We start from the raw sequence: 25,859 nt of genomic DNA, 5'->3' as shown, positions 1-25,859 counted from the left end.
GAGTAGCAACAGGTACGGGAGGGCGGCGATGGACGAACGTCCGGCGATTTCCCGGATGTTCGGGAATCAGAGCCATCTCGTACAAGGCGGCGGCATGTTCAAGAAAATCCTGATCGCCAACCGGGGCGAGATCGCCCTGCGCGTTATCCGCACGGCCCGCGAGCTGGGCGTCAAGACGGTGGTGGTGTACTCCACCGCCGACGAGAAGAGCCTGCCCGTGTTGCTGGCCGACGAGTCGGTGTGCGTGGGGCCGCCCGCCAGCAACGCCTCGTATCTGAACATTCCCAACATCCTTCAGGCGGCCCTGATGACCGGCGCGGAGGGCATCCACCCCGGCTACGGCTTCATGGCCGAGAACCCCGACTTCGCCGAGATGTGCCGCGAACACGGACTGGTCTTTATCGGCCCCACGCCCGAAAGCATGCGGGCGCTGGGCAGCAAGGCGGGTGGGCGCGAGATTGCCGCTGAATCCAACGTGCCCGTGGTCCCTGGAACGGGCATTCTGGCGGACCTGGACGCCGCCGTGCTGGCCGCCAAGCAGATCGGCTACCCGGTGCTGCTCAAGGCCAGCGCGGGCGGCGGCGGGCGCGGCCAGAAGGTCATCCGCACGCAGGACGAGCTGAAGAAGGGCTTCGCGCAGGCACAGGAAGAGGCGCGGCTGTACTTCAGCGACCCGGACCTGATCATGGAAAAGTTTCTGGAAGAGTTCCGGCATGTGGAGGTGCAGGTCATGGGCGACGGCACCGGCCACGTCATCCACATCGGCGAGCGCGATTGCTCCATCCAGCGGCGCAACCAGAAGCTGATCGAGGAAGCGCCCAGCACCCTGCCCGACAGCCTGCGGCAGGAGATCCTCGCGGCGGGCGTGCGCCTGGCGCAGCACGTCAACTACGCTGGGGCGGGCACCTTGGAATTCATCGTGGACCGCGACGGCAACTACTATTTCATGGAGATGAACACCCGCATTCAGGTGGAACACTGCGTCTCCGAGATGATCAGCGGCCTGGACCTGGTGCGGATGCAACTGGAAATCGCCTCCGGTCACGGCCTGAACATGAAGCAGGAGGATGTGGTGCTGCGTGGCCACGCCATCGAGTGCCGCCTGAACGCCGAGGACCCCGACAAGGATTTCCGCCCGGCGGCGGGCAGGATCGACGACGTGCATTTCGCGGGCGGCCCCGGCGTGCGCGTGGACAGCCACGTCTACACCGGCTACGTCATTCCGCCGCACTACGACAGCCTGATCGGCAAGCTGATCGTGCATCACGACAACCGCGCCGAGGCGATTGCCCGCATGAAACGCGCCCTGGAAGAAACCGTGATCCAGGGGCCAAAAACCACCATTCCGCTGTACATCAAGATCATGGACAACCCGTTCTACAAACGTGGCGCGGTCATGACCAATTTCTTGAAGACGCGGATGGACATGTGATACGGATTCCGTTTGTTTCGTGCATGAATCGGGAGAGCGCCGGTTCATCCACGTTACGCCCGAAACCCATTGTTCTCCTCGCTGTTCGGTCCAGAGCAGCGCTCATGCGGACGCCTGGATGCCCACTCGGATGTTCAGGTGTTTCTAACACCTTTCAATCGGAGTCCGTATGACCACCCACCGGCGGCGCATGGAGGGGGCGGCGGACTACCTGAAACGCGAGGACAAGCGCGAGCAACTGGACCGGGACGAACGCCAGTACAAGCGGGAAGGTGCCGCCAGGACGCGCGAGGGGCTGGAGACCTTTTTGCGCGGCGAAACCGAACATGCCGACGTGCAGCAGCAGCCCCTCAACCTGCTGGACTGGCGCACAAGGGATGACCTGAACGCGGTGGTGGCGGCCAACCCAGACCTGTTCCGTCAGGCCCTGACCCGGCTGTGGTCCGATCAGGCGAAGTTCAGCGAGGCCGATGCCTTCTGGGGCATGCTGGACCCGTCGCTGGCTGCCCTCTCCGAAACCAGCAGAAAGCGCTTTGCTTCCCTGAATGCCCGGACGAGCGTGGCCTCGTACTTTTTGTTCATCGCCGCCCCCGAACGCCATCCTTTTTACCGGGCGTCTTTCTCGGCCAGGGCCATCCAGGCGCTGTACGACAAAGCTGAGGGGCTGGATAAGAGCAGCGTGGGCGGTCTGCTGCGGGATTTCGTGGGCCGCTGTCACTACGTTCAGCGCGAATGGCCTGCTGCGGGCGTGCCGCTGGAGGACATGGCCGACGTGCAGAGCGCACTTTACATCCTGGCGCAGGAATATTTCTGGGGACAGGGGTTGACCGTGCAAGAAAAGAGCGCCTGCGATCCACGCAGGCGCTCTGCTGTCATCCGGTGTCAGCCTCTCGCGCTTACGGCTGATCGCGCGCCGGGTCCACCGTCAGCACCGGGGCCTTTGCCAGCGCCCTGACGCCGCTTTCGAGCAGATCATCCTGGCCCTGTGTCAGGCGGCGAATCTGCTCCTCGCCCTGGGCCAATGGCTGATCGGGAGTAATGCGGGTGGGGTACGGCGTGCCGTCGGGCTTGGCGTAGTTCAGGATGGTCAGTTGCAGCGCGCCGTCGCCCACTTCAAAAATGCGGGTAGCGGTGTTGCCCACCCCGGCGGTCGTCTCGCCGATGACCGGGCCGCGCGCCGCGTACTGGATTTCGTAGGCGAAGAACTCGCTGCACGAGGCGCTGCCGCTGTCCACCAGCACAGCCAGCGGGCCAGTCCACAGATTAGGATTGCGGACGCTGCCGGGGGTGATCCTGCCGTCTTCCAGGCGGGTGCCCCGGCTGACCACCGTGCGGACATTGCCGTCCACGCTGCGCGCCACGCGGGTGACGCTGGGAACAAAGGCGCTGACGCCGCTGTCGCACTCGTACAGGCTGCCGCCGCCGTTGCTGCGCAGATCGACGAGCATGCCCGTCGCCCCGCGTGCCTGGGCCTGCCCCACCAGATCATGCACCTGCTGGGCCACCCCGCCGCCCGACAGGAAGGTGGGAATCCGCAGCACGGCCACCTCGCCCTGCGTCGTGATGGCCCCCGCTCCCGCCGGGCTGCCTGCGGGCACGTAGCTGATGCGCGGCAGATCGCGGGTGCTGCTCTCGCGCGAGGTCAGCGTGAGGGTTAGGCCCACGCCCCGGCGGGTCAGGCTCAGGGCGGTGGGCTTGCCGCCCTCCTTGGCCGTTTTAAGGCCGCTGAAGGTGTACGGCGCGCCGTCGATGCTCAGCAGCAGATCACCGCGCAGCAGGCCCGCGTCCTCGGCGGCGCTGCCCGGCACGACTTCGGTGACCACGCGGTTCTCGCCGTCCAGTCGGGCCAGCTTCACGCCAAATTGCAGGCGGTTGCCCCCGCTGGCACTGGCCGAGAAGTCCTTGAAGTCCTCGGGCGTCTGGAAGAAGGTATGTTCGTCGCCCAGCGCCGTGACCTCGGCCTGAAGCACCGGGTAGGCCCTGGCCTCGGCGCAGTCGGCAACTCCGCTGCACACGGCGTCCAGACGCTTCTGGTACTCGGCGGCCAGGGCCACACGGTCCACCGTGGACAGCCCGCCGTAGTTGTCCTCGATCAGGTGGTTGACCCGGTTAAAGACCAGTTGCGCCGGAGAGGACGCCGCCTGCGCGCCGGTGCCGCCCAGCAGCAGCGCGCTGCCCAGCGTCAAGGCGCGTCCCGTGCGGGCCAGGAGAGGGCTGCCGGAGGCGACACGGCGCGGTGCGGAGAGGCGCGCGAGAGGTTTCATAGCTGGCCCCCATTCTGCGCTGAATTGATGGGAAAATGGTGGGCCGAAATTGCTGTCAATATCACGAAAGGCTGCGCCTGGACGTCAAAAAGCGGGAACGGCTACAGTGAAGGCGGGGGAGGCGAGGGTGTGGGGTGGGGGCGTCTCGCCTTCAGACGTTTTTGACCTTGAGACCCCCCTACGCCACCGGCTGCTGCTGGTACAGTTCCACCACGCGGCGCAGGAACTTCAGGCCCGGTTCCAGGCTGCTGGTCTGGACCCATTCGTCCAGGCGGTGCGCGTTGCCGCCCCGGTACACCCCGATGGCGACGGCGGGCAGGCCGTGGGGCGCGGCGGCATTGGCATCGGTGCTGCTGGACGCGGTTCGCAGTTCGGTGCGGATCTCGCGGGCGGCCTCGCGGATGGGGGGCAGCAGGGCCGCGCTGTGCAGGTCGCCGCCGGGCCGGTCGCCCACCTGTTCCACCCGCACGGTCACGCCCGCTTCACGCGCCGCCGCGTGCAGGGCCGCCACCGCGCGGCGGTCCAGTTTGCCCAGCACCTCGGGGTCCAGCGAACGCAGGTCCAGCAACAGTTCCGCGCTGGCCGCGATGGAATTGACGCTGGTGCCGCCCGAGGCCACGCCCACATTCAGCGTGGTGCGCGGCGAGGGCGGCAGGGGCAGGGCGTAGAGCGCGCTGATGGCCCGCCCCAGCGCGTGCAGGGCGCTGGGCGACTGGTCCCCCCAGGAATGCCCGCCCGGCCCCAGGAAGGTGGCCCGGTAGCGCCGCACGCCCACCCCGCGCGTGACCGCGATGCCCAGGTAGCCGTCCACCGCAATAAATGCGCCCAACTGCGCGCGGTGCTGCGCGATCAAGTATTTGCTGCCGCGCAGGTCACCCAGCCCTTCCTCGCCCACGTTGGCCGCGATCCACAGCGGACGGCGCAGGACCCCGGTCTGCCCGCGCAGATCGCGCAGCAGCGCCGTGAGAACCGCCAGGCTGGCGCTGTTGTCGCCCACCCCTGGCCCGATCAGCCGCCCGCCGTCCTCGCGCACGGCCACGTCGGTCCCGGCCTCGAACACGGTGTCCAGGTGCGAGGCCAGCAGCAGCGCCGGGTGGCCCTCGGTGCTGGGAGGCGCAATACGGGTCAGCACGTTGCCCACCGCGTCGATGTCACAGGGGTAGCCCAGCTCCCGCCACAGCGACGCGATCAGTTCGGCCCGCGCGCCCTCCTGGAATGTAGGCGCAGGCGTCTGCGCGATCCGCGCCAGGTAAGCAAGAGGCATCGGGCGCAATTCTAGCGGCTCAGTGGGTGGGCTGACCGTAGGCGGGGCTGGAGTGGCGGAAGGCGGCGCGGGTGAGCTGACCTGCCCGCCTTTGTGCGCCGCCGGTCTATTCGCCCTCACAGCGCCTGCGCCCACCTCACAGTGCCTGCGCCCACCTCACAGTGCCTGCGCCCACCTCACAGCGCCTATGCCCACCTCACAGCGCCCGCGTCTGGAAGACCATCACCTCGCTGCCCTTTTCTAATGGGCCGCCCTGAAAACTGCCGGTCACGCGCGGCGACTCGAAACCCGCGAAGCGCAGCAGCCACTCCACCTCGTAGCGGGTGTAATAGCGCTGGGTCAGGGTGTAGTGCCGCCGGGTCAGCCGCCCGCCGCCGTGCGTGGTGTCTACCTGGTATTCGGTGGTGATGTGCTGGCGCACCTTGTCGTGGCGCTGCACCAGAAAGATGTCGGTGCGGCTGCCGTCCGGCGCGTGCAGGGTCTCGCCCTCGTGCCGCACGGTGTTGGGCTTGCCGAAGCGCGGCAGGTAGAGGTCAAAGGCAAACTGGCCCCCCGGCTCCAGGTGCGCGCGCAGGTTCTCCAGCGCCTGCACCTGCTCGCCCGGCGTGTACAGGTGCATCAGCGCATTGAAGGGGGCGATGACGAGGCTGAACTTCTGCTCCAGCCGGAAGGTCTGCACGTCGCCCTGTACCAGCTTTAACTCCAGGCCGCTCCCCGCCGCCCGCTCGTGCGCCCGCGCGATCATGCGCTCGCTGGGTTCCAGCCCGGTCACGTCCACGCCGTGCCGCGCCAGGTAGGCGGTGACGCGCCCGGTCCCGGCCCCCACCTCCAGCACTGGCCCCGCCGCCCGCTCGGCCACGCCCGCGTAGAAATGCAGATCGTCGCGGTAGAGGTCGTACTGGTGGTCATACAGGTCGGCGAAATCGTCGTAGTTCATGAACGGAGGGTAGTGGGTTGTGGACTGTGGGGTGTAGGAAAGGCGAGACTGGCGGATTAGTCTGGTCCATGCCATTCGCGTTTGACGGAGTACCTACCGAATTGCTGGTGCTGGGCAGCGCTCACCTGACCGTCGAGACGGCGGATGACGCCCTGCAACCCACGCTGAAGCGCCTGCTGGCCTGGCACCCCCAGGCCGTGGCCGTGGAAAACCTGCCCGGTGCCGTGGTTCAGGGTTACCGGCGGGAGGGTGAGCTGTACGCCAGTCTGCGCGTGGGCGGCTACCCGGTGGCCATCAAACTTGGGGTAGAGGCCAGCGGGCACCGCGCCTGGAGCCGGGCGGAGGCTGAAGCTGTGGCCCTGTGCCCCGATACCACGCCCACCGAGCGGGTGCTGGCCTGGCTGGTGGCGCTGGAGCCGGTGAATGCGCTGCTGACCTGGACGCCAGACCTTCAGTTGCCGCCCGACGTGGCCACCAGCCTGGCTGAGTACGCCGCCCATCAGGGAGAAATCCACCGACTGGCGGTGCCGCTGGCCCGCCAACTGGGGCACGCCCGGCTGCATCCTTTCGATGATTTTACAGCCAATCCAACCCTTGAGGCACGATTGAAAATTCTGTACCAGATTCGGGAGGATCAGACCTTCATGGCTGGAATTCATTCGTCGCGCGCCATCCGCGAAGGAGATGAGCGTTTGCAGCAGGCCAATGCTGCGGGCGACTACTGGGACTTTTTGCGGTACGCCAACAGCCCGCGCTGGGTGCAGGACAGTCTTGCGCTGGAGGAAGGTTCTTACCTGAATCATCCTCTGCCCGGCGGCGAACACCGCACCCAGGTGGCGGACTGGAATGCCCACAACACCTTCATGGCGGCGCGGCTGCGGCAGGTCACGGCGCTGTATCCCGGTGGGCGCGTACTAACGGTTGTGGGAGCTGCCCACAAGGGACCGCTGGAAGCGGTGCTGGCCTCCATTGCCCCCGACCTGAGACTGGTGGGGCTTTCGGAACTGGAAAGGTCTGGTTAGCCCTCGTCCCCGTATTGCGCCAGAAACGCGGCCCGGCTCAGGATGCTCAGCCTTGGCTCGGCCACTTTGGGCGCGCCCGCAAAGCCCCAGCGCATCACGCGTGCCCACAGGCGCAGGCGTCGGGCATCGGCGGGGGGCAGATCATGCGTTTCGAAGCCCATCACGGCCATCAGCGGCGAGACGGCGCTCAGGCAGAAGACGTACTGCGCGCCGCGCAGGTCCGGGCGGCGCAGCAGGTCGCCTGCCACCAGCCGGTAATCCCGTTGCGCCTGCCGGATGCTGGGACGGTTGATCCCCAGGTCCACCATCAGCGGGTTGTTGACATGAAACTCGGCGCACGGCGCACCCTTTGGAACCGGGGTGCCGTCGGCCAGCGTCACCCCTTTCAGTGGAAAGGCCGAATGGCCTGTGCGGAAGAGGTTGTCGGCCCGGCCCGCCGTGGGCTGGATGCGGCCCACCCGGTCAAACACGCCGTCCAGCGCGATAAAGGCCCGTCTTCGCAACGCTGCCGAGTCCACAGGCGTCGCTCCCTCCAGCTCAGCTACGGTTTTGAAGCCGTAGCCGCGCACCTTCAATTCACGCAGCAGCCCCGGCAACATCGGCACGGTATTCGCCGCCCCTGGCCCGGCATCGTGCAGCACGACGATGGAGCCGGGGCCAGCGCGCAGCAGCAGCCGCTCTTGCACCTGATCCGGCGTGAGGTCCGCGCGCCAGTCCTGGCCATCCACGCTCCAGTGGACGCCGCGCACGCCTGCCGCCCGCTGGCCCAGCACGGTTGCCAGGGTGTAGGCCCCGTGGGGCGGACGGTGATACCGGATAGGCCGTTCCATCACTCTCGCCACCCGCCGCGCCGCCCGCACCACGTCCAGAAAGCCGCCCCAGGGCGTGCGAATCCAGGCGTGGATGTGTTGCTCGGCGTGGGCAGCCACCTCGTGCCCCTCGGCCAGCATGCGGGCGATCAACTGCGGGTGATCTGCGGCCCGGCCCGCGATCACGAAGAAGGTGGCCCGCGCGCCCGCCTCCTGCAAGGCGTCCAGCACGGCGGGCGTGGTCACGGGGTCCGGCCCGTCGTCGAAGGTCAGCGCCAGCTCGCGCCGCCCCCGGCTGCCCTCGCGCAACAGGCCGATGTTGGCCAATTGTACGGCCAGTGCGGGCAGGATCAGATAAGCGGTCAGGGCAGCGAGGGGGGGAAGGAGCCAGGCGAACTTGCTCTTATTTGAGGCTCGCGTGGTGGCCCCCCCTCCCCAGCCCTCGGGCACAAGGAGGGAAGGAGCTGAGGATAGACCCTCAACCGCTTTGACCCTCTGACCTTTGCTCACCGTCCCAGCCGCCGCAGCAGGGCCGCCGCCACCCGGTCCGCCGCGTCTGGCACGCTGATGCGGCGGGCGCAGGCGCTGAGGCGGGCGTGTTCATCGGTGTCCAGGGCACGCAGGACGGCGGGGCGCAGTTCGCTCAGGTCATGTGCCCACAGGCCCGCGCCGCAGCGTTCCAGATAGGCGGCGTTGTATTCCTCCTGGCCGGGAATCGGCGCGTGGATTACCTGCGGCACGCCCAGGGCAGTCGCCTCGGCCACGGTCAGGCCGCCCGCCTTGCCCACCACCAGATCGGAGGCGGCCAGCAGTTCGGGAAAGTCGTCGGTGTGCCCCAGTTCGTGGACGGTGGCTCCGCCCACCTGCTGAATGCCCCGGTCCCTGGCCCCGGCCAGCACCAGCACCTGCACCCGCCGTCCCAGGCTGCCCAGTTCGCCCAGCACGCGGCCCAGCGCCGGATAACTGCCCGTCCCCCCCCCAGAGACGAGCAGCAGCGGCACGTCGGGCCGCAGGCCGTACCTGACCCGCAGGGCCGCCCTGTCCGTCCCGATCAGGGCGCTGAACCGGGCCGAGATGGGAATGCCGGTTACCTCCAGCTTGCGGCTATCCAGGCCACGCTCAATCATCTGCTGCGCCGTCTGCTCGGTGGCCACCATCACCAGATCGGCCTCGTGCCTGATCCAGTGGCGGTGGGCGCGGTAATCCGTGACGATCAGCGCGTTGATGAAGCTTTGCCCGGTGTGCCGCTGGACATGGTGCGCCAGGGGCACCGAGGACCAGTAGCTGCTCAGCACGAGTTCCGGCTGGGTCAGGGCCAGATCACGCCGCATCCCCTTCAGACCGACCCAGCGGCAGAAAAATTCAATCATGCTGAAGGAGCGGTCGTGATCGGTGCCGTGGTAGAAGGCCTCGTACAGCCACGGCGCGTGCCGCAGCTCGAAGGCGTACAGGTCCACCGTCCAGCTTCGTTCGGCGGCGCTCAGGTAGCCCACCACGTCGCTCTGTAAACCCTGAACGGCGGTGCCCCGTCCGGTCAGGGCCTGCTGCACGGCGGTCTGTGCCTGGTGGTGTCCTGAACCAATCGACGCGCCGACAAACAGGGCGCGCAGCGGTGAAGCGCCTGGCAGGGCCGTCACCTTCAAGTCCGCCTCAGCAGCCACAGCCCGCCCGCCGCGAAGACGATGTTCGCCAGCCACGCGCCGGGTTCCGGCAGGGCAGGCATTGCCGCCGCCACCGTCAGGCCGACGAAGAACAGCAGGTAATACGCCACCGCGATCAGCAGGGCGATGCCCAGGCTGACCCCCAGCGTGCGCCCGAAGCGCAGGGCGAAGGGCAACGCGGCCAGCGCCAGCACCAGATTGCCGAAGGGCAGCGCCAGCTTGCGGTTCAGGTTCAGCCGCGCCGCCTGCCGGTCGGCGGGCTTCCCGCCGGGGGCCGTCAGCGCCGCGATCAGTTCCGGCCACCCCTGCGCGTCCGCACCGATGGCGTCTGCGTAGGTGGCCAGCGTCTGCTTGCGCGACAGCCCGGTGTCCACATTCAGCGTGTCGCTGGCCTTTTCGGGAATGACCACGCTGGGAAACACGCCTTGCACCGCCGTGCGGAAGGCCGCCGGGTCATTGTCCGGCACCGCCGAGAGTTGTGCCGCCGCCGCGTAGTCCACGGTGTAAACGCTGTACCCGCGCAGCGAGAGGACAGAGTTCTCGAAGGTCCCCGCATCGGCGAAGATCAGGGTGGCCCGCCTTCCCCCGTCTGGCAGCCACTTCTCCACCCGCACGCCCCGCAACTCGCGGGAGGCCGTGTCGTATCCGGCCAGCGCCAGCGTCAGGCCCGCGCCCAGGTCCACCGTCTTGCCCACCAGTTGCGACAGCCCGGCCCCGGTCAGGCCGTCCCAGTACAGGCCGCGCGTTTCCACGTTGGCGCGCGGGGCCACCCACAGGCTCAGCCACACGGCCAGCGCCGTGACCGCTGCGGCTACCACGCCCACGGGCCGCGCCACCCGCCCCAGGCTGATGCCCCCGGACTGCACCGCCACCAGCTCGCGCTCGGTGCTCATGCGCCCAAAGGCCACCACGGTCATCAGCACAGTCGCCATCGGAAAGACCTTGACCAGCGTATCCGGCATTTGCAGCCCGATCCACTTGCCGATCAGGGCCACCGGCACCCCGCTCAGCCACTGGCTGGAGACAAAGAAATACCCGAAGCTGAGGACCGCCGTGAACAGCAGCGTCCCCGCCAGCAGCGGCGGAATCAGCTCGGCGGTAATGGCGCGGGTGAGGCGGGTCATAGCGTCCTCAAAACAGTTTGCCTGAAAGGTGAGACGAGGTACGCGGAATGCCCGGCACAGTCAGGAGATTATTCTGTGCCCAGCACGCCGCGCCCTGCCTTCCGATCACCCCTTGCCCACCGCGAACAGGATCGTGGCCTCCGCCGCCAGTGCGCCGTCCACCTCGGCGCGGCAGGTGGTCTTGCCCAGGCCCCGGCGCATGAATTCCAACTTGGCATACAGGTGCAGCGTGTCGCCAGGAATGACCTTGCGCTTGAAGCGTGCGCCGTCAATGCCCGCCAGATACCCAATGGTGCCGGGTTCCAGAGCCTCGTGCATGCAGAAGAAACTGGCCTGGGCCAGCGCCTCAATAATCAGCACGCCGGGCATCACGGGTTCGGTGGGAAAATGGCCGGTGAAGAACGGCTCGTTGACGCTCACGTTCTTGATGGCGTGGACCTCACCGCCTTCCACACTCAGCACGCGGTCCACCAGCAGGAAAGGGAAGCGGTGGGGCAGGGTGTTCATCACTTCCTGAATCAGGATGGGTTGCATGGGGAACTCCTTGGAAGGAAAGCAGGAAACGGGGGAAAGAAGGCGCTGAATTCTCCTTCCTCAGACGGTCAGACGCCTCGATCTGGACGCTCCACAGCTTTGTTTAGCGCCGCAGGTAATAGTCGCTGGATACCAGACTGTCGCCCAGCACCGAGAGCATGTCCAGCGCCATGCCGGTGCCGACGGCCACGGCTTCCACGGCGTTCTCGGCCACCGAGACGGGAATGCCGGTGGTCTGGCGCAGCAGCTCGTCGAAGTTGCGCAGCAGGCTGCCGCCGCCGGTCATCACGATGCCCCGGTCAATAATATCGCTGACCAGTTCGGGCGGGGTGATTTCCAGCACGCGCTTGACGCCCTCCACGATGCGGGTCACGGGTTCGGCCAGCGCCTCTACCACGTCGCGGCTGTCCAGGCTGATGGTGCGGGGCAGACCGTTGATCAGGTCACGCCCGCGCACCTCGGCCACCAGATTCTCGGAGTCGTCCACCAGCATGGCGGCCCCCACCTTGACCTTGATTTCCTCGGCGGTGCGCTCGCCAATCAGCACGTTTTCCTTGCGGCGCACGTAGCGGATGATGCTCTCATCGAATTCGTTGCCCGCCACGCGCATGGACTCGCTGACCACGATGCCGCCCAGCGAGATCACGGCCACGTCGCTGCTGCCCCCGCCGATGTCCACCACCATGCTGCCCAGCGGCTCGGTGATCTTGAGGCCCGCACCGATGGCCGCCGCCAGCGGTTCCTCGATGAGAAAGGCGCGCTTGGCGTTGGCGTTCAGCGCCGCCCGCAGCACCGCCCGGCGCTCCACGTCGCTGACATTGCTGGGCACACCCACCATCAGTTGCGGTTTGAAGCCGCCGAACCCCAGCAGGCGGCCCGTGTTGCCCTGCACTTTTTGCAGGAACATGGTGATCATCTTCTCGGTCAGGCCCTCGTCGGCGATCACGCCGTCCTTGATGGGCCGCACCGCCACGATGCCGCCGGGGGTGCGCCCGATCATGCGGTACGCTTCCTCGCCCACCGCGCGCACCTGCTTGCTGTCGCGGGTCATGGCGATCACGCTGGGTTCCTGCAAGACCAGCCCCCGGCTCTTGGTATAGATCAAAAAGGTCGCCGTTCCCAGGTCAATTCCGATGTCTTCTGACAGCCTCACACTCCATCCTCCGGTCAAAACGCACTGATCGTAGCACGGGCCTTGGGCGCTTCCCGGAAGGGTGTTATGAGTGGTCCTGGGGAAGGCTGAGGGCCTTCTGGAAGGAAGGCGAATCCCTCAGTCTGCTTCGCTGCCAGCGCCCCTGAATGGGAGCCGGGAAACAGCTACAGCCGCCGCGCCAGGTAATCGGCCATCAGGCGGTAGCTGCGGGTCTTTCCGGCGATGTCACCCGCGCCGTGGCCCTCGTCGCCGAATTCGACGTACTCGAAGTCGCGCCCTTCCTCGCGCCCGTTCGCCAGCAGCGCGTCGCGGAAGCCTCTGGCCTGGTTGACCGGGCAGCGCGGATCGTTGGTGCCGTGCATCATCAACAGGTGCGCCTTCAGATCGGCGGCGTGCGTGATGGCGCTGCGGTCCCGCCACAGCGCGGCGTTCTCCACTGGATCGCCCATAATGGTGCGGAAGTAGTAGCCCAGTTGCGGCATCACGCGGGCGTTGTCCTCGTACAGTTGGGGCAGATCGGTGATGCCCACGATGGGCACGCCCACCTTGAACAGGTCCGGCTGCCTGACCACCGCCATGTAGCTGAGGTAACCGCCGTAACTGCCGCCGAAGATGCCCAGGCGCGCCCCGTCCACTTCCGGCAGGGACTTCAGGTATTCGGCCCCGGCAGCGATGTCGGCCAGATCGCGCCCGCCCCAGTCCAGCAGGTTGGCGTCGCGCCACGGTACGCCGTAGCCGGTGCTGCCGCGCACGTTGGGACACAGCACCAGATACCCCCGGTCCGCCAGAAACTGCGCCTGCGCGTCGAAACCCCGGAAGAACTGTGCAGTGGGGCCGCCGTGCGCGTGGATCAGGGCGGGGTACTGCTGGCCTGCCTCCAGCTCACGCGGTTTGTAGAGGATGGCGGGAACACTCAGCCCGTCCGCCGTCGGGTAGTTGATGTACTTGCCCGGCACGAAGTCGGCGGGGTCCACTTCGCCGTACTCGGCGTCCAGCAGCACTTCAGAGGTGTCGTCTTCAAGGTTGTACAGCAGTACCTGCGGGCGGGTGGTGGCGGTCACATAACTGAACAGCAGGTGGCTCCCCCCGCGCGCGAACTCGGTCCCCACGGCCAGACCGGGCGGCAGCTTCAGCCCACGCGCCTCTCCCGTCGCCGTGTCGTACAGCACCGGGGTCAGGGTGCTGTCCACGTTGCGGATCACGCTCAGCCAGCGCCCATCCGGAGAAAAGCTGCCGGAGTATTCCTCGATGCGCTCGTCGGCGGGGGTCAGCCACTGCACCTCGCCCGTTTCCACGGTCAGCAGGCCCACTCGCCGATTCCCGTCCGCATCGCTGCTGGCGGCCACGCGCAGGCCGTCCGGGTGCCACTCGCCCACGCTGTCCTGACTTGCCCTCGCGCACCCGCAGCACGCGGCGCAGGCCAGAGCCATCGGCGTTTAGCACATAGCCGTCGGTGTTGCGGAGGTCCGCACTCTCGTTGGTGGTCAGCGTCAGCCGCGTGCCGTCGGGACTCCAGGCGGCGGCCTGGGTGGAGTTGGGCAACGCGGTGAGCGCTGTCCAGGCGTCTTCACCCTCTTTCGACAGGTCATAAACATGCACGTTCATCTGGCCGCCGCGCGTGCTGTTGATCAGCAGACGTTGGCCGTCCGGGTGCGCGTCCGCGACGTAATCCATGCTCTGCGGATCGTGCTGAAGGGCTTTGGCCTCGCCCGATTCCAGATTCAGATCGAACAGCGCCTGCCGTTCGTCGCCGTTGTGGTCCCGGCTGAAGAAGATGCGCGAATCGTCGGCCGCCCAGACGAAGCCCGCGCGGATGGCCTTGGGAGCCTGCCCATCCGTGAGCTGACGGCGCTGGCGGGTCTCCAGATTCAGCGTGTACAGCTCGAACCGTCCGGTCCAGTCGGCGTAAAAGGCCACCTGATCGCCGCCGCGAGAAACGTTCAGCGCCGCCACCGTGGGCAGGGCCGCCAGAGCTTCCAGAGAGATACGTTGGGACATGGGATCAAGTGTTCCACACAGAACAAAGGCAGAACATGAAGAAAGGGCGATAAGCCAATCGGCTAGCCTGACGGGTTTTTTGAGGCCACGCCCTGTCTGCCTGCGATACCCTCTCGCCATGACTTCCAAAACAGACGCCCAGTGGGAAGACCTGAAAACCCGCTGGCAGGACCTGAGTGATTTGGGCGGCATCGGCTCACTGCTGGGCTGGGACCAGAGTACGTACCTGCCCGCCGGGGCGGCGGCGGGGCGTTCGCGGCAGCAGTCGCTGCTGTCACGCATGGCCCACGCCCGCGCCACCGACGCCGAATACGGGCGGCTGCTGGACGCGGCGCAGGGCAGGGCGGACCTCTCGCCCGCACAGACGCGCATGGTGGCCGTGGCCCGCAAGAATTTCGAGGAAGCCACCCGCTTTCCCGCCGACTTTGTGGCCGCCTGGACCCGGCACGGCGGCGACAGCTACAGCGCCTGGACCACGGCCCGGCCCGACAACGACTTCGCGCGCATGGTGCCGTATCTGGAAAAGTCGCGGGATTTCAGCCTTCAGGCCGCAAGCTACTTCCCCGTATTCAGTGATCCGATGGACTACTTCATTGACCAGTCCGACGAGGGCATGACGGCGGCGGAGGTGGGCGACGTATTCAGCAAACTGCGCGAGGCGCTGGTGCCGCTGGCCGACGCCGTGATCGGGGCCGATATACCCCGCACCGATTTTATGGGCCGCCACTTCGACAGCGCTGCGCAGCTCAGATTCGGCGAGTCGGTCATCCGCGATTACGGCTACGACTTTACGCGGGGCCGCCAGGACCTGACGCACCACCCCTTCATGACCCGGCTGGGCCGCGCAGACGTGCGGATCACCACCCGCGTCAGGGAAAATGACCCTGGCGAGGCGCTGTACTCCACGCTGCACGAGGCCGGACACGCGCTGTACGAGCAGGGCGTGGACGAGGAGTATCTGGACACGCCCATCGGCGGCGGCGTCAGCGCCGGGGTGCATGAGAGTCAGTCGCGGCTGTGGGAAAACCAGGTGGGGAGGAGCCGCGCCTTCTGGGCCGCCTACTTCGGCAAATTCCGCGACGCCTTTCCCGAGCAGCTCGCGGGCGTGTCCGAGGACGAGATGCACCGCGCCGTCAACACCGTGGCCCGCAGCCTGATCCGCACCGATGCCGACGAGCTGACCTACAACCTGCATGTCATCACCCGCTACGGGCTGGAGCGCCAGCTTCTGGGCGGCAGCCTGGCCGTGCGCGACCTGAACGACGCCTGGCACGCTGCCTACGAGCAGAACCTGGGCCTGCGCGCCCCCAGTGATGTAGACGGGGCGTTGCAGGACGTGCACTGGTACTTCGGCAGCATCGGCGGGGCGTTTCAGGGCTACACGCTGGGCAACGTCCTGAGCGCGCAGTTCTACGCTGCCGCAGAGCAAGCCAATCCGGGCCTTGAAGGCGACATCGCCCGCGCCGATTTCAGCCGCCTGCACGGCTGGCTGCGCGAGAACGTCTACGCGCCGGGCAAGCTGTACAAACCCGCCGAACTGGTGGAGCGGGCCACCGGGCAGGCGATGACCGTCGAACCCTATTTGAAGTACCTGCGGGAGAAGTACGGGGAGCTGTACGGGGTGAGCTGAGTGACAAAAGAAGAGGGGAGGCTGGGATGTAAGCCTCCCCCTCTTCTTTTGTCGCCGCTACTTGTCCTCGCTCAGCGCAAAACCCCGGCTGAACTGCTCCTGAAGCAGCGTGAAGACGATCAGCGGCGGCAGCATGGTGATGATCGCGCCCGCCATCACCGCGCCCCAGTCGGTCTGGCCGCCCACCTCGATCAATTTGCGCAGGCCCACCTGTACCACCTGCTTGTCGTCCTGCTGCACGATCACCAGCGGCCAGATGTACTGGTCCCAGGCGTACACGAACTGGATCACGGCCAGCGCGCCGATGGTGTTCCAGCTCATCGGAATCAGGATGCGGGTCAGGTAGCGCAGCGGCCCGCAGCCGTCGATGCGCGCGGCGTCGGCCAGGCTGGTGGGAATGTTCAGGAAATGCTGGCGGAACAGGAAAGTGCCCGTGGCGCTCGCCAGGAACGGCACGATGATGGCGGCAAAGGTGTTGGCCCACTTCAGGTCCTGGCTGACCAGATCAAAGAGCGCGATGATCAGCACCTCGGTGGGCAGCATCAGCGAGAGCAGCACCAGCGTAAAGGCCACGCTCTTGAGCGGAAAGCGGAAGTACACGAAGGCCAGCGCGGCCATTAAAGCCAGAATCGTCTTGCCGGTGGTCACGCAGATCGCCACAATCGTGCTGTTGAGCATGTAGCGCCCCAGCTTAGCCTCCACCCAGATGCTGCTCAGGTTGTCGAAAAACGAGCTGCCCGGCAGCATGTTGGGGCTGATTACCTGACTGGACGCCTGCGTGGCCTTGATCAGCGCGAAGATCAGCGGCGTGCTGATGATGATGACCGCCAGAATCAAGGCGACGTGGGTAGGCCATACCGCTCCCCGGCGGCCCGGCCCGCGCCCGCCGCTTTTGCCCGCCTGCGGTGTAAGAGTGTCCGTTTTAACTGCCACGTTGCCCACCCCCAAACCGGATGCCACCCACCACTAACCGCTGACCACTGGCCCGATCACCCGCCATAGTGCACCCGCTTTTCGCCCACCTTGAACTGCATGAATGTAATAAATGCCACCAGCACCAGCATCAGCGCGGCCTGCGCGGCGGCCACCCCGCTCTTGAAATTCACGAAGCCGTCCTGGTAGAGCTGATAGACCAGAAACGTCGTGATGCCCGCGTTGTGGAAGTACGGCCCGCCGCGCGTCAGGATGTCGGTCAGCGCAAAGGAATCGAACAGCGCCGAGATGATATTGGTAAACACCAGAAAAAACGTGATCGGCGTCAGCAGCGGAAAGGCCACCCGCCAGAACACCTGTGCGGGCGTCGCCCCGTCAATCTCGGCGGCCTGCATCACGTCGCCGGGCAGGTTCTGAATGCTGGCCAGGTAAAACACGATGTTGTACGCCAGCCCTTTCCAGATGGCTGCCACCACCACCAGCCCAAAGGCCAGAATGGGGTCATCCAGCCAGCGCGGCTTGACGCTGAACAGGCTGCCCAGCAATTGATTGACCACCCCAATTTCCGGGTTGAACATGAACAGCCACAGCGTCCCGGCGATGGCCGGACTCAGGGCATACGGGTAGATCAGCAGCAGGCGGTAATACTTGGAGCCGCGAACGGGGCGGCTGGCCAGCCACGCCAGCCCCAGCGAGAACAGCAGGCCCAGAGTCACGGTCAGCACCATGAAGATCAGCGTTTGCAGGGCGACCTGCCGGTACGCCGGACTCAGCAGCAGTTCGGTCACGTTCTGGAGGCCCACGAAACGCTCAGTGCCCAGGATCAGGTTGGCCTTGTACGCCGCCAGCCGCAGCGTTTGCAGCGCGGGCAGGTAGATGAAGACGGCCAGGATCAGCAGGCTGGGCAGCAGAAAAAACCAGGGCATGGCTGCGCCCCGGAAGACCGCGTTGGCCTCGGTGTTGGCGGTGGTTTGTGCGGGCTTGAGCAAGGGCGGAACCTCCTTGGGTTCGTGCGGGAACACAGTCAAAACGGTGTCGGGGATTGAGGGGTTTAATTTAGTCTGTTTTAGGGCAGGCCATGTCAGGGTTGGGTCACCTGCCCCTCGCACGGCCCCAAAAAGCCGCCCAGACCCAAGCGGGCGGGGCGGCTGAAAACCGGGAAGCTTACTTGAAGTTGGCGTTGTACTCGCTCAGCGCGGCGTCTGCGCGGGCCTTGGCTTCCTTGAGTGCGGCGTCCACGCTCTGGCCGCTCAGGACCTTTTGCACGCCTTCCTCGATGATCTTGCGGGTCTGGATGGCCGCGCCGTTCAGGCCACCCGCAGTGGCGGGGCTGGGCACGGTCCGGGTGAGCTGGTTAAAGGCCACCAGTTGCAGCGGCGTCTGGGTAAACCAGCCCTGCTTGCGCAGCAGATCGATGCTGCTCTGGCGCACCGGGTAATAGCCGGTCAGCTTGTGCCAGGACGCCATATTCGCGGTGTTGGTCATGAACAGGGCGAAGTCCAGCGCGCCCTCGGCCTGCGCCTTGGGGGCGGCCTTGGGAATCCACAGGCTGGCCCCGCCGATCACCACGCCGTTGCGCTTGGTTCCCGATGGAATGGGCAGCACGCCGATGCCCATCTGGAATCCAGCTTTCTTGGCGGCCTCGCCGTTGTTGCCGATGTCGGCGGTGGAGGTGATATGAAACACCACCTTCTGGTTGTTGAAGATGGCATCACTGCCGTCCCAGTCCTCCAGCTTGCCGGTATAGGTGTAGTATTTGTTGTCCTGGAGGGTCTTGAAGAACGTGAAGATGTTCCTGGCAGCGGCGCTGTCCAGGTTGGTGGCGGTGGCGCGGGCGGTGCGCCCATTGTTGTTGTTCAACAGCGGTGCGCCCTGCTGCGCCATCCATTGCTCGATAAACCAGCCGTTCAGGCTCATGCCAAAGCAGGTCACGCCCAGCTTGGCAGCCTCGATCTTTTTGCAGGCATCCAGCATGCCGCCGAAGGTGGTGGGCGGCTGATTGGCATTCAGCCCCGCCTTCTTCATCAGATCCTTGTTGTAGTACAGCACCGGGCTACTGGAGTTGAAGGGCAGGCTGTTCACCTTGCCGCCAATGGTGTAGTAGTTGATGACGGGCTTGATGTAATCGCTGAAATCCACGTTCTTGACGCTGCTGACGGGCTGGAACACGCCGCTGTCGAGGGCGAGCTGGCTGCCGACCTCGAAGATCTGTACCAGCGCGGGCGGCTTGCCCTGACGCGCGGCCAGAATGGTGGCCTGGAGGCTGTCGTTGTAGCTGCCCTTGTAGGTGGGCACCACCTTGGTGCCGGGGTTGGCCTTGTTGAATTCGTCGGCGCGCTCCTGAATCCAGCCGGTGCGCTTGGCGTCCCCAAAGGAGTGCCAGAATTCCACGGTGGTCTGTGCAGTGGCCGTGCCCATCAGGGCCAGCGTCAACATTATTTTTTTCATGGACTTAAATTAGGCGCTCCCCGTCATAGCCTTGTCAAGCTGAGTCCACGGTCAGAAGGTGCAAACGCCGTCTCAGCGCGAGGCGAGCAGAGTATCCGGCAGATCGCCGATCAGGGCAGACACGCCCAGAGCTTCTAGGCGGATCACCTCGGCGGGGTTGTTCACGGTCCATGTGTTGACCCGCCAGCCCCCGGCCCGCGCCTGTGCCATCAGCGCCCCGTCGATCAGCGTGTGGTGCGGGTGCGAGGCGTCGGCCCTGAGCCAGCGCAGCACGGGCGGCACGAGGTCCAGTGGGCCAAACGTGTAGCTGCGGTGGTACAGCAAGCCCCGCTCGATCTCCGGCGCGTGCCTGCGGGCGGCGGCCAGAATCAGAGGATTGAAACTGCTGACGATCACCTGCCCAGCCAGCCCATGCGCCCGGATGGCGTCCAGCGTGCGGGAGACGCGGTCATCGGGCCACGCCCGCTCGTATTTGATTTCCACGTTCAGGTACGCGCCCGTTCGCGCCGCCCAGCCGAGCACCTGTTCCAGCGTCGGCACGTAATCGGGCAAATCAGCGGCTACCATTTCTGGCAGGGCGCGGCCATCTTGCAACTGTTCGTCGTGGTGGATGACCAGCGTGCCGTCCCCCAGCCGCCGCACATCCAGTTCCACGCCATCTAATCCAGCGTCCAGCGCGGCCTGAAAGCCCCGCATGGTGTTCCCGGTGTGCAGTCGTGGCGTTCCCCGGTGGCCTAAGAGCAGCGGCGTCATACGCTCAAGCCTACCCGCTTGGCTCCACTCTTGACTCGGCTCCTGGGGCAGCCCTCAAGCTACAGGCACCTCCGGAGGTGCGCTCCATGAAGACACCAGCTCCATGACCACAGCACCAGACATGACCAGCAGCACCTTTGCCGGGGCCAGCCGCCTGAGCCTGAAAGCCCTGCGCCTGTACGACGAACTGGGCCTGCTGCCGCCCGAACGGGTGGACCCGGATAACGGCTACCGCTACTACTCGGCGCGGCAGTTGCCCCAGGCCCGATTGATCGGGTTGCTGCGCCAGCTCGGCCTGTCTCTCAGCGACATCCGCGCCGTGCTGGACGCCCCGGCAGAACAGCAGCCGGACCTGATCCGGGGCTACTGGACGCGGGCCGAGACCCAGCACGTCCAGCGGCGCGAACTGGCCCGCTATGTCCTGCGTACCCTCAAAGGAGAACCCAGCATGACCCAGCACTTCAACGTCCAGCAGCGTTCCGTTCCCGCCCAGCAGGTGGCCACCGTCTCCCGCCGCCTGCGGGTGGCAGAGTTGCCCGGTTTCATCTGCAAGGGAATGAACGACCTCCACCGCCGTATTCAGGAGCAGGGCGCAAGCCTCGCGGGCGCTCCCTTTGTCGTCTACCACGGCCAGGTCAACGAGGACAGCGACGGTCCGGTGGAGGTCTGCGTGCCGTACAGCGGGAACCTCAAGCCGGGCAGGGATTATGTGCTGCGCGAGGAAAGTGCCCACCACGAAGCCTTCGTCACCCTGACCAGAGCGCAGTTCGAGTTCCCAGGCATCCTGGAAGCCTACGACGCGGCCTGTGCCTACGCCTTAGTGCACGGCGACAGGAGTTCTTTCAGCCCCCGCGAGGTCTACCCGCACGACTGGGACACGCTGAAAGACAGCGATCCGGCAGGGGATGTGGCGTGGCCGTTCGTGCGACAGAACGGTTGAGCCGGATGCTGGCCTGAATTGAAGACGCTGCCCGAATGCAGATTCGCGGGCGGCGTCCTTCCTGAGTTCAACCGTTAAAAGCTGCCCCCGCCCCTCAACCGGACGGCCTCGTAATAGGCAAAGGCGGCGCTGTAACACGCCGGGCGCTTGTACCAGCTCTTGGCGGCGCAGATGGCCTTCATGTTGGTGTAGAACGCCTCGTCGGTGGTCTGGCGGTTGGCGTCGGTGCGCTGATACACCTTCAGGTTGCGGTAGCCGAAATCGTGGACATTGCAGGCGGGTCTAAAGTCCTCGCGGTAGCCCAGGCCCAAGCCGTCGGGGGCGCTGCATCCGTCGCGGCCCCAGTCCAGACCGGGATAGGGGTAGCCCGTGAAGGCGTAGGCCGCGTACTGGCTGGTGTAATTGTTCACGCTGCCCCAGCCGGTGCGCTTGATGTAGGCCAGTCGGTCACTGGCGAGGTCCAGACCGGTAATGGTCGGCGTGGCGGGCAGGCTCAGGTCTGCGGGCCGCTCGCCGTACGCCTCCTGCAAGGCTTCCAGCAACCCCGGAAGGTTGCCGTACTTTTCCAGAATCGCCTGGCTGCCCGCGTTTTGCAATTCCGGGCGCTGGGCGTAGGCGTCGATTCCGGTGGAAACACTGGCATTGGGCGTGGTCTGCCCACAGGCCATCAAAGTGAGGGACAGCAGGGCGGCGGGCAACAGCAGTGAGCGCATGTGGGTCTCCTGGGATGGGAATGGGAAGGCAAAAACGCGGGCACGCGGAAATCGTTGCCCCTGGGACAGAACAGATTTTCATTCACCGTAGGGTCATCACTCGGGACCACTTTTGAAAGAGGCTAAATCGTGCGCCGCCCGCCCGAACGGGTGGATGCCCGTCCCTACACCAGATGCCGCGCCGCCGCAAACATTTCCTGCGCGCTGCTGTCGCCCGGTAATTTCTCGTATTCGCCGTCCAGACACAGTTCCCAGGACCCGCGCTGATCGGTCCATTCGGTGTTCAGGATGTCCAGAAATTGAGCGCGGTGGGCGTCATCCAGCACCGGGGCAATGACCTCCACGCGGCGGTCCAGGTTGCGGCTCATCCAGTCAGCGCTGCCGAAGTACACCTCCGGGTGACCCGCGTTGCCAAAGGCGTAGACCCGCGCGTGTTCCAGATACCGCCCCAGCAGGCTGCGGACGCGCACACTTTCAGACAGGCCGGGGATGCCGGGGCGCAGGCAGCACACGCCCCGGATGACCAGTTCGATGCGGACCCCGGCGCTGGCAGCCCCGTACAGCGCCTCGATCATGGCCGGATCGGTCAAAGAGTTGACCTTGATGCGCGCCCAGGCGTCGTGGCCCGCCCGGGCATGGTCGGCCTCGCGCTCCAGCAGGGCTTCCAGGCCGGTGCGGGCGGTGTCGGGGGCCACCAGCAGGTGGGTGTACTCGGCCTCGGCGTAGCCGGTCAGGTGGTTGAACAGTTCGGCCACGTCCATGCCGATTTCGGGATCGGCGGTCAGCAGGCTCAGATCGGTGTACAGGCGGGCCGTTTTGGGGTTGTAATTGCCGGTGCCGATGTGTACGTAGCGGCGCAGGCCACTCTCTTCCCGGCGGACCACCAGCGTTACCTTGGCGTGGGTCTTGAGGCCCGCCATGCCGTACACCACATGCGCCCCGGCCCGCTCCAGTTTGCGCGCCCAACTGATATTGCGCTGCTCATCGAAGCGTGCCTTGAGTTCGATTAAAGCCACCACCTGCTTGCCGTTCTCGGCGGCGGTCCGCAGCGCGGCCAGCAGACGCGGGTCATCCCCGGTGCGGTACAGCGTCTGCTTGATCGCCAGCACCTGCGGATCGCGGCTGGCCTCCTCGATGAAATTCAGGATGTTGGCAAAGCCGTCGTAGGGGTGATGCAGCAACTCGTCGCCCCCGCGCAGCGTGTCGAAGATGCCGTTTTCCTCGTCGCCGTCCAGATCCGGTACGGCGGGCGCGTAGGCCGCGAAAGCCAGGTCCGCGCGCTCCAGCGGCAGGCCCATCAGGTCAGCAGTGCCCAGCGGCCCTTCCAGCAAAAAGATGTCCTCGGCGGCCAGTCTCAGACGCTCCTGCAAGAAGGTCACGAGTTTAATCGGCGTCTCGCGCACCACTTCCAGCCGCACGGCAGCGCCAAAGCGGCGACGGCGCAGGCCGTCCTCGATGGTGGCCAGCAGATCCTCGGCCTCCTCTTCCTCGAACTCGTAATCGGTGTTGCGGGTCACACGGAAGACGTGGGCGGCCAGCACCTCGCGGCCCTTGAACAGCTCGGCGATGTGTGCGGCGATCACGTCTTCGAGCATCAGCAGGGCGTCACCGATCACCACCACGCGCGGCAGCACGCCCACCGGCACCTTGACCCGCGCAAAGTCGGTGTCATCACTGGAACTGCCCCGCAACAGCACCGCCAGATTCAGGCTAAGGTTGCTCAGGTACGGGAAGGGGTGGCTGGGGTCCACCACCAGCGGCGTCAGCACCGGTTGAATTTCTGCCAGGTAATGTTCGCGCAGGCTGGCGCGGGCGCGTTTGCCCAGATCGGCGACGCGGCACAGTTTGACGCCCTCTTCCATCAACAGCTTCAGAATCTTGCGCGTCGTCTTCTCGATCTCGCGCAACATGGCTTGGGTGCGTTCGCGGACCAGCGCCAGCGTCTCACGCGGCGACAACCCGTCCAGACCCGGCGTGCTGACCCCCGCCGCGATCTGGCGGTGGATGCCCGCCACGCGCACCATGAAGAACTCGTCCAGGTTGCTGCCGCAGATGGCCGCGTATTTCAGCCGTTCCAGCGGCGGATTGCGAACGTCGCGCGCCTCGGCCAGCACCCGCTCGTTGAAGGCCAGCCAGGACAGTTCGCGGTTCAGGTAGCGGCTCTCGGTGTTCGCCACCGTGCTGTGCGTGCGCGTCTCGCCTAGGCCCTCCGGCTCCGGCTTCTTGCGGCGGCGCTTGGCCTGGGCGGGAGCGGGTTCGGTCAGGACGGCGGACGATTTGGCGCGGGACACAGGGGCAACTCCTTTTGTGGTCTGGGGATAGAAACAGTGGTCGGCGCTTCCGAACAGCAAGATGCACCGGGTCCATCAGGCGGCTATCAGGGCATTAAAGCACCGATTGACGTGAGTGACCCGGTATTGAGGTTGATGATTCGTGGAGGGATGGGGGGTGGCCTGGCAGGCGAAGCTCTCGGTCGGCTTCGCCGCCAGCTCCCCTCAAAGAGAGCTGGGATGCGCGACTGGCCTGAGATTCTGCGCCCTCTTGCCTCCCTTCTGAGAAGAGGTGGCGCGCAGTGCTGGTGGGGTCTACCCGGCCTGTCAACCTCAAAACTGCCCTTCGCCTTCAGATTTTTAGACAATCGAACGGTTAGACCTGTCCCTCACACCCGCTTGAACAGCAACGCCGCGTTCTGCCCGCCAAAGGCGAACGAGTTGCTCAGCACGTACTCCACCTGCTTCTCGCGTGCGCCCTCGGGGATGTAGTCCAGGTCCAGTGCGGGGTCCGGGTCCGTCAGGTTGATGGTGGGAGGCAGGATGCCGTCTCTCAGCGCCTGCGCCACGGCAATGGCCTCAATGGCCCCCGCCGCGCCCAGCAGGTGCCCGGTCATGGACTTGGTGGAGCTGACCGCCAGTTTCCCCGCGTGATCGCCGAACACATGCTTGATGCCCTGCGTCTCGTACAGGTCATTGAAGTGCGTGCTGGTGCCGTGCGCATTGACGTAGCCCACCTGCTCGGGGTTGACCCCCGCCGTGTTCAGGGCCATCCGCATCGCCACCTGCGCGCCGCGTCCCTCCGGGGCGGGCATGGTGATGTGGTGCGCGTCGGCGCTGGTGCCGTAGCCGACGATCTCGGCGTAGATGGTGGCTCCCCGCTTTTTGGCCTTCTCGTACTCCTCCAAGATTACAATGCCCGCACCCTCGCCCAGCACGAAGCCGTCGCGGGTGGCCGAAAAGGGGCGGCTGGCCGTTTCCGGCGAGTCGTTGCGGGTGGACAGGGCCTTCATGTTCGAGAACCCGCCGATGGCGATGCGGGTGACGGCGGCCTCGGTGCCGCCCGCGATCATCACGTCGGCCAGGTCGAGCTGGATGTAACGCGCGGCGTCGCCGATAGACCCGGTGCCGGTGGCGCAGGCGGTGACCACCGTGCTGCTCGGCCCCGTCGCGCCGAATTTCATGGCGACGTGTCCGGTGGCCATGTTGGCGATCATCATGGGAATGAACATCGGGCTGATGCGCCCTGGCCCGCGTTCGTGCAGCACCCCGGCCTGATCCTCGAAGGTCTTGACCCCGCCGATGCCGCTGCCCACCACCGTGCCGACGCGCTCGCCGCGCAACTCCTCGGCGCTCAGACCGCTGTCACGGGCGGCCAGCTCCGAGGCCGCCAGCGCCAGTTGCACGTAGCGGTCCAGTTTGCGGGCCTCGCGCGGATCGATGAATTCGTCCAGGCTGCCCCCCACCTCGCCCGCGATCTTGCTGGCGGTATCGGAGGCGTCGAAATGCGTGATCGGCCCCACGCCGCTCCTGCCCGCGCGCTGCGCCTCGGCGTAGGCTGCCGCCCCCATGCCGATGGGCGTCACCGGCCCCAGCCCCGTAATGACCACCCGCCTCAGTCCTGAAACGCCCATACTTTCCCTCCCTTGTCAGAAAGGACGGGGCCACGGTGTTACCCGCGCCCCGTCCGTTGTCCTGCTGGTCCTGCCCGGCCATCAGGGCCGGAGGCAGCCGCGGTTTACTGCTTGCTCTCGATGTAATCGACGGCGGCCTGCACGGTGCGGATGTTCTCGGCATCCTCATCGCTGATGGTCACGCCGAACTTGTCTTCCAGGCCCATGATCAGCTCCACGGTTTCCAGGCTGTCCGCGCCCAGATCCTCCACGAAGCGCGCTTCCGGATTCACCTTGTCCGCGTCCACACCCAGCTTGTCCACAATCACATCTTTCACGTCATCAAAAGTCGCCATAGTTT

At 66.1% G+C, this 25,859-nt stretch carries 23 protein-coding genes; 5 read left to right on the top strand and 18 right to left on the bottom strand.

The features are described 5' to 3' along the window. Positions 1-94 precede the first annotated feature (94 nt). Together accC and Q322_RS0104230 are read left to right on the top strand one after the other, a co-directional pair. Positions 95-1,432 (top strand): acetyl-CoA carboxylase biotin carboxylase subunit, encoded by a 1,338-nt coding sequence (gene accC, locus Q322_RS0104235; protein WP_029476253.1) that lies wholly within the window; start codon positions 95-97, stop codon positions 1,430-1,432. A 169-nt stretch (positions 1,433-1,601) separates the two neighbouring features. Then, entirely contained in the window at positions 1,602-2,387 is a 786-nt protein-coding gene (locus tag Q322_RS0104230; RefSeq protein WP_029476251.1) for a hypothetical protein, read from the top strand. Here the strand turns inward: Q322_RS0104230 and Q322_RS0104225 are convergent. The 3 genes from Q322_RS0104225 to Q322_RS0104215 all read right to left on the bottom strand — a co-directional run bounded on the left by Q322_RS0104225 (position 2,329) and on the right by Q322_RS0104215 (position 5,897). After that, entirely contained in the window at positions 2,329-3,696 is a 1,368-nt protein-coding gene (locus Q322_RS0104225) for a S41 family peptidase (RefSeq protein ID WP_029476249.1), read from the bottom strand. The two genes, Q322_RS0104230 and Q322_RS0104225, sit on opposite strands and share 59 nt — an antisense overlap. A 178-nt stretch (positions 3,697-3,874) precedes the next feature. Beyond that, positions 3,875-4,960 (bottom strand): M20/M25/M40 family metallo-hydrolase, encoded by a 1,086-nt coding sequence (locus tag Q322_RS0104220; protein ID WP_029476247.1) that lies wholly within the window; start codon positions 4,958-4,960, stop codon positions 3,875-3,877. 196 nt (positions 4,961-5,156) lie between these two features. Next, entirely contained in the window at positions 5,157-5,897 is a 741-nt protein-coding gene (locus Q322_RS0104215) for a class I SAM-dependent methyltransferase (protein WP_029476245.1), read from the bottom strand. A 68-nt stretch (positions 5,898-5,965) separates the two neighbouring features. Here Q322_RS0104215 and Q322_RS0104210 point away from each other — a divergent pair, with 68 nt between their 5' ends. Further along, entirely contained in the window at positions 5,966-6,919 is a 954-nt protein-coding gene (locus tag Q322_RS0104210; protein ID WP_034417534.1) for a DUF5694 domain-containing protein, read from the top strand. Here the strand turns inward: Q322_RS0104210 and Q322_RS0104205 are convergent. The 7 genes from Q322_RS0104205 to Q322_RS24405 form a co-directional block, all read right to left on the bottom strand. Beyond that, positions 6,916-8,178, bottom strand: coding sequence for a polysaccharide deacetylase family protein (locus Q322_RS0104205; RefSeq protein ID WP_342667654.1), 1,263 nt, complete (start codon positions 8,176-8,178; stop codon positions 6,916-6,918). The genes Q322_RS0104210 and Q322_RS0104205 overlap by 4 nt on opposite strands. Positions 8,179-8,234: 56 nt before the next feature. Then, positions 8,235-9,365 (bottom strand): MGDG synthase family glycosyltransferase, encoded by a 1,131-nt coding sequence (locus tag Q322_RS0104200; RefSeq protein WP_342667653.1) that lies wholly within the window; start codon positions 9,363-9,365, stop codon positions 8,235-8,237. Positions 9,366-9,367: 2 nt separating this feature from the next. Next, positions 9,368-10,513: an LptF/LptG family permease gene (locus Q322_RS0104195; protein WP_029476239.1), complete on the bottom strand. Its 1,146-nt coding sequence runs from the start codon at positions 10,511-10,513 to the stop codon at positions 9,368-9,370. Between the two features lie 105 nt (positions 10,514-10,618). After that, entirely contained in the window at positions 10,619-11,047 is a 429-nt protein-coding gene (fabZ, locus tag Q322_RS0104190; RefSeq protein ID WP_029476237.1) for a 3-hydroxyacyl-ACP dehydratase FabZ, read from the bottom strand. A 103-nt stretch (positions 11,048-11,150) separates the two neighbouring features. Beyond that, positions 11,151-12,200 (bottom strand): rod shape-determining protein, encoded by a 1,050-nt coding sequence (gene mreB, locus Q322_RS0104185; RefSeq protein WP_156952875.1) that lies wholly within the window; start codon positions 12,198-12,200, stop codon positions 11,151-11,153. A gap of 164 nt (positions 12,201-12,364) precedes the next feature. Continuing rightward, positions 12,365-13,156: an alpha/beta hydrolase family protein gene (locus tag Q322_RS24410; protein WP_245593133.1), complete on the bottom strand. Its 792-nt coding sequence runs from the start codon at positions 13,154-13,156 to the stop codon at positions 12,365-12,367. 61 nt (positions 13,157-13,217) lie between these two features. Further along, entirely contained in the window at positions 13,218-14,198 is a 981-nt protein-coding gene (locus Q322_RS24405) for a TolB family protein (RefSeq protein ID WP_245593131.1), read from the bottom strand. Positions 14,199-14,316: 118 nt separating this feature from the next. Between Q322_RS24405 and Q322_RS0104175 the strand changes: the two genes are divergently transcribed. Then, on the top strand, positions 14,317-15,828 hold the full coding sequence (locus Q322_RS0104175; RefSeq protein WP_029476233.1) for a carboxypeptidase M32: 1,512 nt from the start codon (positions 14,317-14,319) through the stop codon (positions 15,826-15,828). Positions 15,829-15,885: 57 nt separating this feature from the next. Here Q322_RS0104175 and Q322_RS0104170 read toward each other — a convergent pair whose 3' ends face one another. The 4 genes from Q322_RS0104170 to Q322_RS0104155 form a co-directional block, all read right to left on the bottom strand. Next, on the bottom strand, positions 15,886-16,761 hold the full coding sequence (locus Q322_RS0104170; protein ID WP_084147789.1) for a carbohydrate ABC transporter permease: 876 nt from the start codon (positions 16,759-16,761) through the stop codon (positions 15,886-15,888). A gap of 56 nt (positions 16,762-16,817) precedes the next feature. Next, positions 16,818-17,750 (bottom strand): carbohydrate ABC transporter permease, encoded by a 933-nt coding sequence (locus tag Q322_RS0104165; RefSeq protein ID WP_029476229.1) that lies wholly within the window; start codon positions 17,748-17,750, stop codon positions 16,818-16,820. Positions 17,751-17,925: 175 nt separating this feature from the next. Then, positions 17,926-19,209, bottom strand: a complete 1,284-nt coding sequence (locus Q322_RS0104160) for an ABC transporter substrate-binding protein (RefSeq protein ID WP_029476227.1) — start codon at positions 19,207-19,209, stop codon at positions 17,926-17,928. 72 nt (positions 19,210-19,281) lie between these two features. Continuing rightward, positions 19,282-19,962, bottom strand: coding sequence for a glycerophosphodiester phosphodiesterase (locus Q322_RS0104155; RefSeq protein ID WP_029476225.1), 681 nt, complete (start codon positions 19,960-19,962; stop codon positions 19,282-19,284). Positions 19,963-20,065: 103 nt separating this feature from the next. Between Q322_RS0104155 and Q322_RS0104150 the strand changes: the two genes are divergently transcribed. Further along, positions 20,066-20,902: a MerR family transcriptional regulator gene (locus Q322_RS0104150; RefSeq protein WP_029476223.1), complete on the top strand. Its 837-nt coding sequence runs from the start codon at positions 20,066-20,068 to the stop codon at positions 20,900-20,902. A 74-nt stretch (positions 20,903-20,976) separates the two neighbouring features. Here Q322_RS0104150 and Q322_RS0104145 read toward each other — a convergent pair whose 3' ends face one another. The 4 genes from Q322_RS0104145 to acpP all read right to left on the bottom strand — a co-directional run bounded on the left by Q322_RS0104145 (position 20,977) and on the right by acpP (position 25,854). Then, entirely contained in the window at positions 20,977-21,615 is a 639-nt protein-coding gene (locus Q322_RS0104145) for a phospholipase A2 (RefSeq protein ID WP_029476220.1), read from the bottom strand. 164 nt (positions 21,616-21,779) lie between these two features. Beyond that, positions 21,780-23,906 (bottom strand): polyphosphate kinase 1, encoded by a 2,127-nt coding sequence (gene ppk1, locus Q322_RS0104140; protein ID WP_051668158.1) that lies wholly within the window; start codon positions 23,904-23,906, stop codon positions 21,780-21,782. 368 nt (positions 23,907-24,274) lie between these two features. Continuing rightward, positions 24,275-25,519: a beta-ketoacyl-ACP synthase II gene (fabF, locus tag Q322_RS0104135; RefSeq protein WP_029476216.1), complete on the bottom strand. Its 1,245-nt coding sequence runs from the start codon at positions 25,517-25,519 to the stop codon at positions 24,275-24,277. 104 nt (positions 25,520-25,623) lie between these two features. Next, a complete protein-coding gene (gene acpP / locus Q322_RS0104130; RefSeq protein WP_029476213.1) occupies positions 25,624-25,854 on the bottom strand; it encodes an acyl carrier protein in 231 nt (76 codons plus the stop codon). Positions 25,855-25,859: the final 5 nt, after the last annotated feature.

It is taken from the genome of Deinococcus frigens DSM 12807, from assembly GCF_000701425.1.
GTDB lineage: Bacteria > Deinococcota > Deinococci > Deinococcales > Deinococcaceae > Deinococcus > Deinococcus frigens.
Note: the sequence above shows the minus strand (reverse complement) of the source record. Positions and strands in the feature narration are given on the sequence as shown.

What these genes read in the sequence shown, in the direction of transcription:
- accC (WP_029476253.1), top strand. Translation starts at nt 95, where the DNA reads ATGTTCAAGAAAATCCTGATCGCCAACCGGGGCGAGATCGCCCTGCGC.
- Q322_RS0104230 (WP_029476251.1), top strand. Translation starts at nt 1,602, where the DNA reads ATGACCACCCACCGGCGGCGCATGGAGGGGGCGGCGGACTACCTGAAA.
- Q322_RS0104225 (WP_029476249.1), bottom strand. Translation starts at nt 3,696, where the DNA reads ATGAAACCTCTCGCGCGCCTCTCCGCACCGCGCCGTGTCGCCTCCGGC.
- Q322_RS0104220 (WP_029476247.1), bottom strand. Translation starts at nt 4,960, where the DNA reads ATGCCTCTTGCTTACCTGGCGCGGATCGCGCAGACGCCTGCGCCTACA.
- Q322_RS0104215 (WP_029476245.1), bottom strand. Translation starts at nt 5,897, where the DNA reads ATGAACTACGACGATTTCGCCGACCTGTATGACCACCAGTACGACCTC.
- Q322_RS0104210 (WP_034417534.1), top strand. Translation starts at nt 5,966, where the DNA reads ATGCCATTCGCGTTTGACGGAGTACCTACCGAATTGCTGGTGCTGGGC.
- Q322_RS0104195 (WP_029476239.1), bottom strand. Translation starts at nt 10,513, where the DNA reads ATGACCCGCCTCACCCGCGCCATTACCGCCGAGCTGATTCCGCCGCTG.
- fabZ (WP_029476237.1), bottom strand. Translation starts at nt 11,047, where the DNA reads ATGCAACCCATCCTGATTCAGGAAGTGATGAACACCCTGCCCCACCGC.
- Q322_RS24405 (WP_245593131.1), bottom strand. Translation starts at nt 14,198, where the DNA reads ATGTCCCAACGTATCTCTCTGGAAGCTCTGGCGGCCCTGCCCACGGTG.
- Q322_RS0104175 (WP_029476233.1), top strand. Translation starts at nt 14,317, where the DNA reads ATGACTTCCAAAACAGACGCCCAGTGGGAAGACCTGAAAACCCGCTGG.
- Q322_RS0104160 (WP_029476227.1), bottom strand. Translation starts at nt 19,209, where the DNA reads ATGAAAAAAATAATGTTGACGCTGGCCCTGATGGGCACGGCCACTGCA.
- Q322_RS0104155 (WP_029476225.1), bottom strand. Translation starts at nt 19,962, where the DNA reads ATGACGCCGCTGCTCTTAGGCCACCGGGGAACGCCACGACTGCACACC.
- Q322_RS0104150 (WP_029476223.1), top strand. Translation starts at nt 20,066, where the DNA reads ATGACCACAGCACCAGACATGACCAGCAGCACCTTTGCCGGGGCCAGC.
- Q322_RS0104145 (WP_029476220.1), bottom strand. Translation starts at nt 21,615, where the DNA reads ATGCGCTCACTGCTGTTGCCCGCCGCCCTGCTGTCCCTCACTTTGATG.
- fabF (WP_029476216.1), bottom strand. Translation starts at nt 25,519, where the DNA reads ATGGGCGTTTCAGGACTGAGGCGGGTGGTCATTACGGGGCTGGGGCCG.
- acpP (WP_029476213.1), bottom strand. Translation starts at nt 25,854, where the DNA reads ATGGCGACTTTTGATGACGTGAAAGATGTGATTGTGGACAAGCTGGGT.